The organism is Duganella callida (assembly GCF_004614165.1).
Classification (GTDB): Bacteria; Pseudomonadota; Gammaproteobacteria; order Burkholderiales; family Burkholderiaceae_D; genus Rugamonas; species Rugamonas callida.
The window spans coordinates 88,894-103,508 of sequence record NZ_SPVG01000237.1 but is presented as its reverse complement, the minus strand read 5'-3'; the positions used below and the strand labels follow the sequence as shown (position 1 = coordinate 103,508).

The window sequence follows — 14,615 nt, the reverse complement described above, 5'->3', positions numbered from 1 at the left end:
GCCGGTACGCTGAGCATCGATGCCAGCGCGCCGACGCCGGCGCCCCTCAACGCCGCGCTGCGCCTCGGCACCGCTGTCGCCCCCAACGGCGACACGCTGGGCGCCAACGCGCGCTACCTGACCCGCAACGGCGCCCCGTGGCTGCCGGTGATGGGCGAATTCCACTACAGCCGCACGCCGGCGTCGATGTGGGAAGCGGAGCTGCGCAAAATGAAGGCGGCCGGCATCGACATCGTCGCCAGCTACGTGATGTGGAACCACCACGAGGAAGTCGAGGGCAGGTTCGACTGGTCCGGCAACCGCGACCTGCGCCACTTCATCCAGCTGGCGCGCAAGGCGGGGCTGGACGTGGTGGTGCGCGTCGGTCCGTGGGCGCACGCGGAAGTGCGCTACGGCGGCATCCCGGACTGGGTGGTCAACGCCATGCCCACCCGCTCCAACGATCCGCAGTACATGGTGTTCGTCGAACGCCTGTACCAGCAGATCGGCGCGCAGCTGAAAGGCCAGCTGTGGAAGGATGGCGGCAACGTCATCGGCATCCAGCTGGAAAACGAATACAACATCGATGGTCCCGGCAAGGGCGTGGCCCACATCGCCGCGCTTAAAAAGCTGGCGCTGAAGGCGGGCATGGATGTGCCCTACTACACCGTCACCGGCTGGGACGGCACCATCTATCCGAGCGGCGAAGTGACGCCGGTGTTCGGCGGCTATCCCGACGAGCCGTGGGGCGTCAGCACCAAAGAACTGCCGCCCAAAGAGACCTACGCGTTCCGTTTCGACACCCGCGTCAGCGGCGACCTGGGTGCGCAGACCGCCGCCCACGCGCCCGGCACGGCGGAGACGGACAAGGAAGTCACCCCATTCCTCGGCGCCGAATATGGCGCCGGCCTGCCCTTCATGTACCGCCGCCGCACGGTGGTGTCGGCCGACGATATCGCCGCCATGCTGCCGGTGCAGCTGGGCTCCGGCGTCAACCTGATGGGCTACTACATGTTCCATGGCGGCCGCAATCCGCTGAGCCTCGGCGGCAGCGGCATGGAGGAAAGCACCCTCAGCGGCGGCTACAACGACACCACCATGATCAGCTACGACTTCCAGGCCCCGCTCGGCCCGGACGGCCAGCAGCGCAAGGTGCTGGAAAAGCTGCGTCCTTATCATTTGTTCGTGCACGCCTTCGGTTCGCGCCTGGCACCGATGACCGTGCGTAAGCCGGCCGTTTCGCCGGCCAAGCCGGACGATCTGGCCAGCGCGCGTTTTGCCGTGCGCAGCGAGGGCGAGCGTGGCTTCCTGTTCGTGAACAACCACGTGCGCCAGTATCCGATGGCGGCGCAGAAGGCCACCCAGTTCGCCGTCAGGCTGCCTGGCCAGAACATCACCTTGCCGAGCAAACCGGTGGACATTGCCGATGGCGCCTATTTCATCTGGCCGCTGAACCTGGATCTGGACGGCACCAATCTGCACTACGCCACCGCCCAGCCGGTGACGATGCTGGATCAGGGCAAGGCTGGCGTGGTGGCGGTGTTCGCCGCCAGCGCCGGCGTGCCGGTCGAACTGTCGTTCGACGCCGGCGCACGCGTGGCCGGTCCGGGCGCACAGATCGCGTCGGCCGATGGCCATACGCTGGTCACCGGCATCCAGCCTGGCAGCGGCGCGGCACTGACCGTGCAGCGCGATGGCAGGCGCCCGCTGACCATCGTGGTGCTGAGGCCTGAACAATCGCAGCAACTGAGCGTGGTCACGCTGGGCGGCCAGCAACGCCTGCTGCTCAGCGGCGAACAAGCCTATGTCGATGGCAACGCGCTGCAACTGCGCTCGGTCGGCGACAACAAGTTCCGCTTCGCCGTCTACCCGGCGTTGGCGACTCCGCCGAAGGCCACCACCACCGGCGCGGCCTGGACCGCCATTGCAGCCCACGCGGCGGAGACGAAGGGCAAGCCTGGCGGCGCGGCCGCTGGCGGCGGCGCCGTAACAGCCACGGTCGCCCTGCAGTCGGCAGGCAACGACGGCATGTTCCAGGTTTTTGAAGCCACGCTGCCCGCGCACACGCTGCAAGCCTCCGTCACGCGGACGCGCAATGCCCAGGACGCGGCGCCCATCGTCATCGGCGGCACCGCCAAGGCGGCGATCCAGCCGCTGCCCGAAAACTTCAAGGCCGCCGCCGCATGGCAGATCAACGTCCCGCGCGAGCAGCTGAAAGGCCTGGACGACGCCCTGCTGCAGATCGACTTCGTCGGCGACATCGGCCGCCTTTATTCCGGCACGCGCATGCTGGACGACTGGTACTACAGCGGCTATCAATGGCAGTTCGGCCTGAAACAGCAGGCCGCATCGCTGGACCAGCCGCTGACCGTGTCCGTGCTGCCGTTGCGCGCCGATGCGCCCATCTACCTGCCGAAAGAAGCGCGCCCCGACTTTCAGGGTAATCGGCAGATCGCTACCGTGCGCGGCGTCAGCCTGATTCCAGTGTATCAATTACGTATCACCCCATAAAAAAACATGCATACCATGATGGAGACTCATAATGAAACGTACTTTGATCGCAGCAGCGGCGCTGTGTGCCGCTGCCTTGGCACATGCGGCTGATCCGGTAAAAATCGGCTTCCTCGTCAAGCAGGCGGAGGAGCCGTGGTTCCAGGACGAATGGCGCTATGCGGAAGTCGCCGCCAAGGAGAAAGGCTTCACGCTGGTGAAGATCGGCATCCCCAACGGCGAAAAGACCATGGCCGCCATCGACAATCTGGCGGCGCAGAAGGCGCAAGGTTTCGTCATCTGCGCGCCGGACGTCAAACTGGGCAAGGCGATCGAGCGCGCCGCCAAACGCAACAACCTGAAAGTGGTTTCAGTCGATGACCGTCTGCTGGACGGCAGCGGCAAACCGATCGAGTCCATCCCGCACATGGGCATTTCGGGCTACCAGATCGGCAAGCAGGTCGGCGAAGGCATCATCGCCGAAATCAAGGCGCGTAAATGGAATATGGCGGAAGTGGGCGCGATCCGCGTCGCCTACGACCAGCTGCCGACCGGTAAGGAACGCACCACCGGCGCGATCGATGCGCTGAAGGCCGGCGGCTTCCCGGCCGCGAACATCATCGATGCGCCGCAAGCCAAGACCGATACTGAAAATGCCTTCAACGCCGCCAATATCGCGCTGACCAAGAACGCCAGGTTCAAACACTGGGTGGCGGTTGGCCTCAACGACGAAGCGGTACTGGGCGCCGTGCGCGCCGCCGAGGGACGCGGCATCAAGGCCGACAGCATGATCGGCATCGGCATCGGCGGCGCCAAGGCAGCCGAAAATGAACTGAACAAACCCCAGCCGACCGGCTTCTTCGGCACCGTGATGATCAGCGCGAAGGAACACGGCTACCAGACTTCCGTCAATCTGTACAACTGGATCACCGGCAAAGCCACACCGCCGGCTGAAGTCCTCACCAAAGGGATGTTGATGACCCGCGCCAATCAGGCCGAGGTCCGCAAAGCGATGGGCCAGTGATCATGGCCGCATATCTGGAGTTCGACCAGGTCTGCAAATTCTTCCCCGGCGTGAAGGCGCTGAACGGCGTGAGCTTTTCTGCCCACGCCGGCCAGGTGCACGGCCTGCTGGGCGAGAATGGGGCCGGCAAATCGACGCTGCTGAAAATTCTTGGCGGCCAATACAAGCCGGATGGCGGGCGGTTGCTGGTCGATGGCAGGGAGCGTCATTTCCACAGTTCCAAGGAAGCCATCGCCGCCGGCATCGCCATCATTCACCAGGAACTGCAGTATGTGCCCGAGCTGACCGTGGCGGAAAACGTGCTGCTGGGCCGCATGCCGACCCGCTTCGGCTTCCTGGACAAGCAGAAAGCGCACCGCATCGTGGCGGAGAAACTGGCCGCGATTGGCGTCGATCTGTCGCCGTCCGCCAAACTGGCCGACCTGTCGATCGCGCAGCGGCAGATGGTGGAGATCTGCAAGGCGATCATGCAGGATGCGCAGGTGATCGCCTTCGACGAACCCACGTCCTCGCTGTCGCACCGCGAAACGGAAATCCTGTTCCGCCTCGTAAAAGAGCTGCGCGACGACGGCCGCACGCTGATCTATATTTCGCACCGTCTCGAAGAACTGTATGAGCTGTGCGACGCCTGCACCATCTTCCGCGACGGCCGCAAGATCGTCACCCACGAGGTGATGGCCGACGTGCCGCGCGAACGCCTGATCAGCGACATGGTGGGCCGCGAGCTGACCGATATCTACGATTACCGCGAACGTCCACGCCGCGAAGCGCGACTGCAGGTGCAAGGTCTGAATGGCAAGCATGTCAAAGGGCCGCAAAGCTTTGTCGTGCATGGCGGCGAGGTGCTGGGTTTCTTTGGTCTGGTCGGCGCCGGACGCAGCGAGTTGATGCGATTGCTGTACAACGCCGATACGCGCAGCGGCGGCACCGTGCTGCTGGACGGCGTGCCGGTTCCCGCCGGCGCTCCGGCGGATGCGATTGCCGCCGGCATCGTGCTGTGTCCCGAGGACCGCAAGGAGCAAGGCATACTGGCTACGGCATCGGTGGCGGAGAACATCAACATCAGCGTGCGCCGCAACGATCTGCGCGGCGGCGTGTTCCTGCGCCACAAGCGCGAGGCGGCGCTGGCCGACGAATTCATCGCCCGCCTGCGCATCAAGACGCCCAACCGTCGGCAGGAAATCCGCCTGCTCTCGGGCGGTAATCAGCAGAAGGTGATCCTGGCGCGCTGGCTGGCGGAGCCGGGACTGAAGGTGCTGATACTCGATGAGCCCACGCGCGGCATCGACGTCGGCGCCAAGAACGACATCTACCGCATCATCCATGACGTGGCGGAACGCGGCTGCTGCGTGATCGTGATTTCCAGCGAGCTGCCGGAAGTGCTGGGCATCTCGGACCGGGTGATCGTCATGCGCGAAGGGACAATCTGCGGCGAACTGCCGCGCGCGCAGGCCACCGAAACGGAAGTGCTGCGCCTCGCCCTGCCCGATGCTGCCGTGCCTGCGCCCACTGCCGGCATCGCGCCCGCCACAGCGGCCGTGACTTCGCCGCCCGTTGCCGTGGGCACGCGAACCGCTGGCGCGCCGCCTGCTCCGTCAGCGGCCACCAACACAGAACCACCAGCCCAACCTACACGGAGCATCGCATGAGCGCCTCACAACTGAATCCTTCGGCCGCGCCGGCGGCGCCGCTGGTATCGCGTCAATGGCTGTCTGAATACAGCATGCCGCTGGCTTACTTGGTGCTGTTCGCCATCCTGTCGGCCACGGTGGAGAACTTCTTCTCCGTGACCAACGTCGTCGGCCTGATGCTGTCGGTGGCGCAGATCGGCATGGTCGCCTGCACCATGATGCTGTGCCTGGCCTCGCGCGACTTCGACCTGTCGGTCGGCTCGACCATCGCCTTCGCCGGCGTGCTGGGCGCCATCGTGCTGGAACAGAGCGGCAGCGTGCTGGTGGCCGTCGGCGCCGGCCTGGGCGCCGGTGCCCTGATCGGCGCGCTGAACGGCGTGCTGATCGCCTACCTGCGCGTGAACGCCCTGATCGCCACCCTGGCCACCATGCTGATGGTGCGCGGCCTCGCCTTCATCGTCTCCAAGGGCCAGGCGGTCGGCATCAACGACGACAGCTTCATCGACTTCGGCGACAGCCGCCTGTTCGGCCTGCCGCTGCCGGTGCTGGTGGCCGGCTGCTGCTTCATCGTGTTCGGCATCCTGCTGAACCAGACCGTCTTTGGCCGCAACACGCTGGCCATCGGCGGCAACCCGGAAGCGGCGCGCCTGGCCGGCGTGCGCGTCGAGCGTCTGCGGGTGTGGATCTTTCTGCTGCAGGGCGTGGTCACCGCGATGGCGGGCCTGATCCTGGCGTCGCGCATCACCAGCGGCCAGCCGAATGCCGCCCAGGGTTTTGAACTGGACGTGATCTCGGCCTGCGTGCTGGGCGGCGTCTCGCTCCAGGGCGGCAAGGCGCGCATCTTCGGTGTCCTGATCGGGGTACTGATCATGGGCACGGTGGAAAACGTCATGAACCTGCTGGACGTCGACGCCTTCTACCAGTACCTGATGCGCGGTGTGATCCTGCTGCTGGCGGTGCTGCTCGACCAGCTGAAAACCCGCGGCGAACGTCGCTAAGGCCGAGCGTCAGGCCTGGGCCGGCAGACGCCGCCGGCGCGTCCGGTTCGCGCGCAGCACGCGCGCATGTTCCTGGTGGCCGATGGCGAAATGCCTGAGCGTCGCCACCGCCGCCAGGGATCCCAGCGTCGGCACGCCGAACGCCAGCAACTTCATGCCGTGCACCACGGCTTCGGCTTGCGCGACACCGGGGACATAGCCGATCTGGCTCAGCCCCCAGCCGATCACCGCCGATGACGCCGCGCTGCCCGATTTCAGTATCACCAGCACCGTGGCGAAAGTGGCGGTCTCGCGTCGTTCGCGGTGCCGGAATTCGGCGAAGTCGACGACGTCGGCCAGTATTCCCCACGGCAGCATGAACACGCCGCCAAAACCGATGCCCGTCAGCGCCACCGCCACCGTCAACAGCAAGCTGTCCTGCCCGGCCATGGCAAACACCAGTATGCCGAAGACACCGAGTGTATGACTGGCCGCCAGCAAATGGGTCTTGTCGTGGAAACGAATCAGATACATCCACAGGCCCGCGCCGGCGAACTGGCCCAGCGTCAGCATGAACAGGGCCTGGCCGGCAAAGGCGGGCCGGTTCAGCGCGTAGGTGGCGATGTACAGCATCATCTTGCCGAAGATCGGCGTGGCAAAACCGGTCACCACGGCGATGACCGCCATGGCGGCAAACAGCCGATCCAGCCGGGGCAGGAACACGGCGCGCACCTTGCGCGGCGCGACAGCGCCTTCTTCCCTCGACGACCACGCGGCGAACAACATGGCCGCGCAGAACAGCAAGCCGCCTGTCATGGCCATTCTCGACAGCAGCGCCGGTTCGGCATGCTGGCCGGCCGTGCCGACAAACGGCACCACCACCGTCGCGATCACCACGCTGGCGCCGGAACTGAACACCGTGCGGTAGCCGGAAGCGCGTCCGCGCGCGCGGCTGTCGCTGGCCACGCGCGCCAGCAGGCTGTTATGCGGCACGTCGATCACCGCGTAAGCGGCGCGGAAAAACAGCACGGCCGCCGCGATCACCGCCAGGTTCGCCCGTCCCAGCAAGGGCAGGCTGTAGATCAGGGCAAACGCCAGCGCGCAGGGCAGCGCCCCCAGCGCGATCAGGCGGCGATAGGCGATGCCCCGGTTCAGGGCCCACGTCGCCAGCAGGCCGGCGCTCAGGTCGAGCAACAGGTCGCCGACGAACACTACGGCCATCAACACGCTGACCCTGTGCGCGGGGACGCCCAGCAGGTCGGTCAGCAGAAACAGCAACGTGACATCGATGCTGCCCAGTAACAGGTTCTTACCGAAATTCCCCGTCGAATAACCGATCAGATGGCGATCCTGTTTCAGCAGCTGGAGATAACGGGGCATGGCGACGCGCTACCAGAACGCGACCGCGGTGGACGCGTGGATCGGCAGCAGCGCCGCGCCCAGCGCGATCGAACTGCCGCCGAGCCGCGACACGCGAATGTCCGACGCCGGCCGGTGCTCGGGCCAGCGCAGCTGGCCACGGTTCAACCGCGCCGCCAGCCGTACCATGATCGATTCCGGCAGCGGACTGGAAAAAATGATCTCGCCCGGATCGAACCACGAGATGGCGCTGTTGACCACCGACTCCAGCTGCCCGGCGGCGCGCTCCAGCCAATGCTCGATCAGCGCTTCTTGGCCGACCGTGACTTCGTCGAAGTTGGCGACCGACTCGATGGCGCATCCCGCCGCGCGCAGCACCGACATGAGATCCATGGTCGTGGGACGCGGCTGGTCCATCGGATACAGGCCGCCGATGTCGCCGAAACCGCCGAATTCCCCTTTCAGCAAGCGGCCATCCTCGATCACGCCGGCACCGATGCCATAGCCGAGCAGCAGCACCACCACCGTCGAGGAACGGCGTACCGTGTCGTTCAGGTAGTACTCCGCCAAGGCGGAGACGTTGGCATCGTTCTCCAGCATGGTCGGCAGGCCGAGCGCCTCATCCAGTATCTGGCGCAGCGGCACATTGCGCCAGCCCGGCAGATCGTTGACGATGTTCCAGCGGTCGCCATCGCGTCCGCGCGGCGGTCCGGGCAAGCCGACGCCGACACCGAGAAAGCGTCCGCCCAGCAGCTTGTGCCTGACCGACAGTTCGGTGATGCGCTGCTCCAGCAAGCGCGCAAACGCCAGTGGATCGGGCGCGCCCACCTCCTCGCTGGTCAGCGAGATGATGCCGCCGGCGTAATCGACCAGGGCGATTTCCAGCACGCCCTTGTGCACCGTCGCCCCCACCGCGAAGCCGCCGTTGGCCGAAATCGCCAGCGGCACGATCGGCCGTCCGCGTCCGCCGGCATCGGTCGAGGCCTGTTCTTCCACCAGCCCGAGACTGATCAGGTTGCGCGACAGCTTGGTCAGCGCGGAATTGCTGACCTGTAGCGCCAACGATAGCTCGGTACGCGGCGTCGGCCCCTTGGTCCGCAAATGCCACAACAAACGTTTTTCTTCCGAAGAGAGTTTTAATCGCGCAATTTTCATACAAACGCTATCAAATAGACAATTCCTGTCACATAATTGTCATATTCTATTTATTTTTCAAGTAATAAATAATTATACGCAAATCCCGGCCATATACTCGCCGCCAGTTGCTTACCCTTATCCACACTGGAGAAATCGATGAGTACGAAAAAGCAGACGCTCGCCCACGCCATCGGCGTATTGTGCGCCGTGGCCAGCCCGGCGTTCGCCCAGCAAGCCGCCGCGCCGGCAGCACCCGTTGCCGAGAGCGGCGAGGTGGAAAGCGTGGTGGTGACCGGCTCGGCCCGTCCGCAGCGGCGCTTCGACGTGTCGTACGCGGTGAATGCGCTGTCGCAGAACGAGGTGCAGAAACTGGCGCCGCAGAACATTGCGGACCTGCTGGGCAAGCTGCCCGGCATCCAGGTCGAAGCCACTGGCGGCGAGGTGCAGAACATCACCCGCGTGCGCGGCATCCCGACCGACGACGGCCTGGCCCTGTTCCAGCAGGATGGCCTGCCGCTGTTCACCGAAATCAACGGCTTCTTCTTCCGTGGCGACAGCCTGAACCGCTATGACCTGATGACCAAAACCGTGGAAGTGGTGCGCGGCGGTCCGGCGCCGATCTACGCCAGCCAGGCGGCGGCCATCGTCAACAGCAGCACCGTCACCGGCACCGACCAGACCAGGGGCAAGGCCCAGGTCACGCTCGGCACCACCGGCCTGGCCCGGCTCGACCTCTACCAGTCCGGCAAGATCGATGACAAGACTTTCTACGCGATCGGCGGCTTCATCCGCCAGGACGACGGCCACCGCGACAACGGCTTCCCCAACGACAAGGGCGGCCAGATCCGCGGCAACATCAAGCGCGTGCTGGAGAACGGCACCCTGACCGTCAGCGGCAACTATCTCAACGACCACAACACGTTCTATCTGCCGATCCCGATTGCCGATCCGCGCAATCCCGCGCTCTCGCTGGACAAATACATCGATTATTTCGACGGCACCATGAATTCGCCGGCGCTGCGCAATGTACCGATGAAGTACCGCGACGGCAGCGGCAATCTCGTCACCGATACGCGCGACCTGGCCAATGGCCGCCATCTGGAATTCGGCAATCTCGGCGTCAGCTACGAAGGCGAGATCGGCAAGTGGCTGCTGTCGGCCAAGGCCGGCGCCACCAAGGGTTCGCTGGACTTCGACGCGTTCTATTCCACCTCCAACCCGGCCGACGCCACCACATTTGCCAACGGTTTTCTGGGCGCGGCGAAGGCGGCGTTCGGCGCGGTCGATCATTTCGGTTACGCCATCGCCGGCAGTAACGGCGCGCAGGTCTACCATCCGGCCACGGCGTCCGGCCTGGTGATGCAGGCGCAGTACCGCGCTGCCGGTTCGGATTTCTATTCGAATCAGGCCGACATCAACGTCACCCGCAACTTCGAGACCGGCATGGGCAACCACGACGTCAAGCTCGGCGTCTACCTGAGCGGCTACGGCCAGACCAGCAAGTCGGTCTACAACGACATGCTGATCGAAGTACAGGGCAAGCCGCGCACGCTGGACCTGATCGCCTATTCCGCCTCCGGCGCAGTGCTGGGCTCGGTCACCGACAACGGCGTACTGCGCTACACCACCACGCTGAACCAGGGCGACGTCGACGCGCGCATGGGCGCCTTCTACTTCAACGACACCTGGGAAGTCTCGGACCGCCTGCGCCTCGATGGCGGCGTGCGGCGCGAACGTTATCACTACGACGGCTATGCACTGCTGACCAACCAGGTCAACCTCGGCGACGCCAGGACGCTGGCCGACGACACCACCCGCGCCTTCACCGGCGGCGTGCAGGCGCACAGGTACAACGTCAGCACCGTCAACTGGACGCTGGGCGCCAACTACGATTTCACCAAACAGCTGGGCGCCTATGCGCGCGCCTCGCACCTGGAAGTGCCGCCGTCGATGCAGGTGGCGGCGTCGGTCGATCCGCTGGTGCTGAAGACCAAGGCCAACCAGTTCGAAGCGGGCTTCAAGGCCACCATGGGCCGCTCGTATTTGTACGTCACCGGTTTCTACACCCAGTTCAATCCGCTCAACGCCTCGTTTGTGGCTTTCAATCCGGCCACCGGCCGCAACGACCAGACCGTGCCCTTCTTCGGCAAGGCCATCGTGCGCGGCGCCGAGCTGGATGGCGCGATGTATCTGACAGAGCGCTTCTACATCAATGGTTCGCTGACGGTACAGGACCCCGAGTACCGCGATTTCGTCAACGCCACGGGCGCCGATCCGTCCAAGGTGGTGGGCAACCAGATCATCCGCGAGCCCAAGGTGTTCGGCAACCTGCGTCCCAACTACAACTTCAGCATCGGCAACAACCTGGTCGAGCTGTACGGCAGCTATGCCTACACCGGCAAGCGCTATGTCGACTTCTTCCAGGCCACCGCGCTGCCCGCCTATCATTCGATCGGCGCCGGCGTCTCGGTTACCCACGGCGACTGGAAGGTGCAGCTGAGCGGCGATAATCTGACCAACGCCAAGGGTCTGACCGAAGGCAATACCCGTACCGACACGCTGGCCGGCCAAGGCAGCCAGGAGGCCATCTATGGCCGTCCGGTGTTCGGCCGCAGCTTCCGACTGGTGGCAAGCAAAGCATGGTAAATCCTATGATCAAGAAAACGATAGTGGCACTGTCCCTCCTCGCCTCGCTGCCGGGCGGCGCCGCGCCGGTACGCGACCAGCATTGGTCGCTGATCGCCAACCAGCTGTTCCCGGCGCTGACCGACCTGGGCAATGCGCACGCCGCCGTCGGCATCCTGTCCGAACGCCGTGCCCGCATGGACGCCTGCAAGGAAGCGCCAGCCTGCGTGCTCAACGCCGGCCTGTGGAGCAACAAGGAAATCGACGACCTGGCGGCGGCCGCCGCCAAGGCGCCCGCCAACGCCTGGCGCAAAGCCGCGCTGGCCGACGACGGCGTCAAGGCGCAGGTCAGCCGCGAGCTGCGCGGCCTGAACAGCATCATCCAGGTGTATGGCCTCGGGGCGGCCCCGCGCTATCCGCTGATCGACGGTCCGGTCGATGCGGCCGGCAGTCAGCGCTTCCATGCCACCGTGACCGATGCGGTGTGGCTGGCCAGGGCCGGCGCCGACGATCCGGCGTTGGCGCTGGACGCCAGCCTGCCGCTGGCCGTGGCGCTGCTGGACGCCAACGACCGCGACGACGCGGTCGCCTTCGAGCCGCTCGACATGACCCACAACGGTGCTGCGCTCGGCCGCGCCGGCATCATCGACTGGAAGCTGTTCCCCTACACGGCCATCATCATTCCGGGCATCGGGCCGGAAGTGCCGGGCATGGCGCTGAGCGCGCGCGGCAAGCTCAATGTGCGCATGGCGGCCAAACGCTTTGCCGAAGGCGCGGCGCCGTTCATCATCTTCAGCGGCGCCTCGGTGCATCCGAAAGGCACGCGCTTCGTGGAGGCGGTGGAAATGCGCCGCGCCCTGATCGAACGCTACGGCGTACCGGCCGAGTCCATCATCATCGAGCCCTACGCCCGGCACACCACCACCAACCTGCGCAATGTGACGCGGCGACTGGCGGCGCTGGGCGCACCGCTGGAGCGCGACACGCTGATCATCACCAACACCAGCCAGAGCAGCTATATCGAAAGCGCGGAGTTCGCGGCGCGCAATCTGAAAGAGCTGGGCTATGCGCCCGGCGCGGTCGGCAAGCGCCTGTCGCCCACCGAGCTGACCTTCCGGCCATCCGCCAAATCGCTGCGCATCGACCCGGCCGACCCGCTGGACCCCTGATCGCGTCCCGCCGCCGGGCGCAAGCCGCCCGGCTGTAGTCATATCTGCATCATTTCCGCGCTTTTTGATGTTTCACAAGCTTGTGCTCCTTGAAATGCCCCAAGGTCGTCCCTATAATTGGCACTCGTTAGGGAAGAGTGCTAACAGCTCGCCCAACTACCAACATACTGTACCATTGTTAAAAAATTAAGGAGTTTTGTATGAACCTTCGCCCTTTGAACGATCGCGTAATCGTCAAACGCCTCGACCAGGAAACCAAAACTGCGTCCGGCCTGATCATCCCTGATGCGGCTGCCGAGAAGCCGGATCAAGGTGAGGTACTGGCGGTTGGCAATGGCAAGATCCTGGACGACGGCAAGGTCCGTCCTCTGGATGTCAAAGCAGGCGACCGCGTCCTGTTCGGCAAATACGCCGGCCAGACCGTCAAGATCGACGGCCAGGAACTGCTGGTCATGCGCGAAGAAGACATCATGGCGATCGTCACCCAGTAAGCACTGGCTGAACCGATCCCGACATAACACCCTCAAGGAGTAAATAACATGGCAGCTAAAGAAGTAATCTTCGGCGACGCAGCGCGCGCCAAAATGGTTGAAGGCGTCAACATCCTGGCCAACGCGGTTAAAGTCACCCTGGGCCCGAAAGGCCGCAACGTGGTGCTGGAGCGTTCGTTCGGCGCCCCGACCGTCACCAAGGACGGCGTCTCGGTCGCCAAGGAAGTCGAACTGAAAGACAAGCTGCAGAACATGGGCGCGCAGATGGTCAAGGAAGTCGCTTCCAAGACCTCGGACAACGCCGGTGACGGCACCACCACCGCAACCGTGCTGGCCCAGGCGCTGGTGCGCGAAGGCATGAAGTTCGTGGCCGCCGGCATGAACCCGATGGACCTGAAGCGCGGCATCGACAAGGCCGTGGCCGCTACCGTCGAGCAGATCGCCGCCATCGCCCGTCCATGCACCACCTCGAAAGAGATCGCCCAGGTTGGCTCGATCTCGGCCAACTCGGATTCGTCGATCGGCGACCGCATCGCTGAAGCGATGGAAAAGGTCGGCAAGGAAGGCGTGATCACCGTGGAAGACGGCAAGTCGCTGAACGACGAGCTGGACATCGTGGAAGGCATGCAGTTCGACCGCGGCTACCTGTCGCCGTACTTCATCAACAACCAGGACAAGCAGGTTGCCGCGCTGGACAACCCGTTCGTTCTGCTGTGCGACAAGAAAATCTCGAACATCCGCGACCTGCTGCCGATCCTGGAACAGATCGCCAAGTCGGGCCGTCCACTGCTGATCATCGCTGAAGACATCGAAGGCGAAGCGCTGGCCACCCTGGTGGTCAACAACATCCGCGGCATCCTGAAGACCGTGGCCGTGAAAGCCCCAGGCTTCGGCGACCGTCGCAAAGCCATGCTGGAAGACATCGCCATCCTGACCGGCGGCCAGGTTGTTGCTGAAGAAGTCGGCCTGACCCTGGAAAAAGTGACCCTGGAAGAACTGGGCCAAGCCAAGCGTATCGAAGTCGGCAAGGAAAACACCATCGTCATCGACGGCGCCGGCCAGGCTGCCGCGATCGAGGCGCGCGTCAAGCAGATCCGCGTGCAGATCGAAGAAGCGACCTCGGACTACGACCGTGAAAAACTGCAAGAGCGCGTGGCCAAGCTGGCCGGCGGCGTGGCAGTGATCAAGGTTGGCGCAGCCACCGAAGTCGAAATGAAGGAGAAGAAAGCCCGTGTCGAAGACGCCCTGCACGCTACCCGCGCCGCAGTGGAAGAAGGCATCGTGCCAGGCGGCGGCGTGGCCCTGCTGCGCGCCCGCGCCCAGATCAAGTCGCTGAAGGGCGACAACGCCGACCAGGACGCCGGCATCAAGATCGTGCTGCGCGCCATGGAAGAACCTCTGCGCATGATCGTGCAGAACGCCGGCGAAGAATCGTCGGTGGTGGTGAACGCGGTGCTGGCAGGCGAAGGCAACTTCGGCTACAACGCCTCGAACGGCACCTACGGCGACATGGTGGAAATGGGCGTGCTGGACCCAGCCAAAGTGACCCGTTCGGCGCTGCAAAACGCCGCGTCGATCGCCGGCCTGATGCTGACCACCGACTGCATGATCGCTGAAGTGGTCGAAGACAAGCCAGCCGGCGGTATGGGTGGCATGGGCGGTATGGGTGGCATGGGCGGCATGGACGGCATGATGTAATTCGCCGCGTCAGCTTCGCTGCCAGAAGAGCCAGC

General features: G+C 64.6%; 10 protein-coding genes. 8 read left to right on the top strand and 2 right to left on the bottom strand.

From position 1 onward, the window contains the following. The 4 genes from E4L98_RS24140 to araH form a co-directional block, all read left to right on the top strand. Window positions 1-2,490 (top strand): beta-galactosidase (locus E4L98_RS24140; RefSeq protein ID WP_135204080.1); only part of this gene is annotated, 2,490 nt, incomplete at its 5' end. 31 nt (window positions 2,491-2,521) lie between these two features. After that, window positions 2,522-3,493, top strand: coding sequence for an arabinose ABC transporter substrate-binding protein (locus E4L98_RS24135; protein WP_135204079.1), 972 nt, complete (start codon window positions 2,522-2,524; stop codon window positions 3,491-3,493). Window positions 3,494-3,495: 2 nt separating this feature from the next. Further along, entirely contained in the window at window positions 3,496-5,142 is a 1,647-nt protein-coding gene (gene araG / locus E4L98_RS24130; protein WP_135204078.1) for an L-arabinose ABC transporter ATP-binding protein AraG, read from the top strand. After that, on the top strand, window positions 5,139-6,122 hold the full coding sequence (gene araH / locus E4L98_RS24125; protein WP_135204077.1) for an L-arabinose ABC transporter permease AraH: 984 nt from the start codon (window positions 5,139-5,141) through the stop codon (window positions 6,120-6,122). The genes araG and araH overlap by 4 nt, the downstream gene beginning before the upstream one ends. A gap of 9 nt (window positions 6,123-6,131) precedes the next feature. On the opposite strand, the gene E4L98_RS24120 is transcribed toward araH, so the two are convergent. Then, complete coding sequence (locus tag E4L98_RS24120; protein ID WP_135204076.1) at window positions 6,132-7,481, bottom strand: MFS transporter; 1,350 nt, start codon at window positions 7,479-7,481, stop codon at window positions 6,132-6,134. Window positions 7,482-7,490: 9 nt separating this feature from the next. Continuing rightward, window positions 7,491-8,573: an ROK family protein gene (locus tag E4L98_RS24115; RefSeq protein WP_205746823.1), complete on the bottom strand. Its 1,083-nt coding sequence runs from the start codon at window positions 8,571-8,573 to the stop codon at window positions 7,491-7,493. Window positions 8,574-8,753: 180 nt separating this feature from the next. Here E4L98_RS24115 and E4L98_RS24110 point away from each other — a divergent pair, with 180 nt between their 5' ends. The 4 genes from E4L98_RS24110 to groL all read left to right on the top strand — a co-directional run bounded on the left by E4L98_RS24110 (window position 8,754) and on the right by groL (window position 14,580). Beyond that, window positions 8,754-11,243, top strand: coding sequence for a TonB-dependent receptor (locus E4L98_RS24110; protein WP_135204074.1), 2,490 nt, complete (start codon window positions 8,754-8,756; stop codon window positions 11,241-11,243). A 23-nt stretch (window positions 11,244-11,266) separates the two neighbouring features. Beyond that, on the top strand, window positions 11,267-12,391 hold the full coding sequence (locus E4L98_RS24105; RefSeq protein WP_205746822.1) for a YdcF family protein: 1,125 nt from the start codon (window positions 11,267-11,269) through the stop codon (window positions 12,389-12,391). Between the two features lie 200 nt (window positions 12,392-12,591). Continuing rightward, on the top strand, window positions 12,592-12,882 hold the full coding sequence (gene groES, locus E4L98_RS24100) for a co-chaperone GroES (protein WP_135204072.1): 291 nt from the start codon (window positions 12,592-12,594) through the stop codon (window positions 12,880-12,882). A 48-nt stretch (window positions 12,883-12,930) separates the two neighbouring features. Further along, complete coding sequence (gene groL / locus E4L98_RS24095) at window positions 12,931-14,580, top strand: chaperonin GroEL (protein ID WP_135204071.1); 1,650 nt, start codon at window positions 12,931-12,933, stop codon at window positions 14,578-14,580. Window positions 14,581-14,615 lie beyond the last annotated feature (35 nt).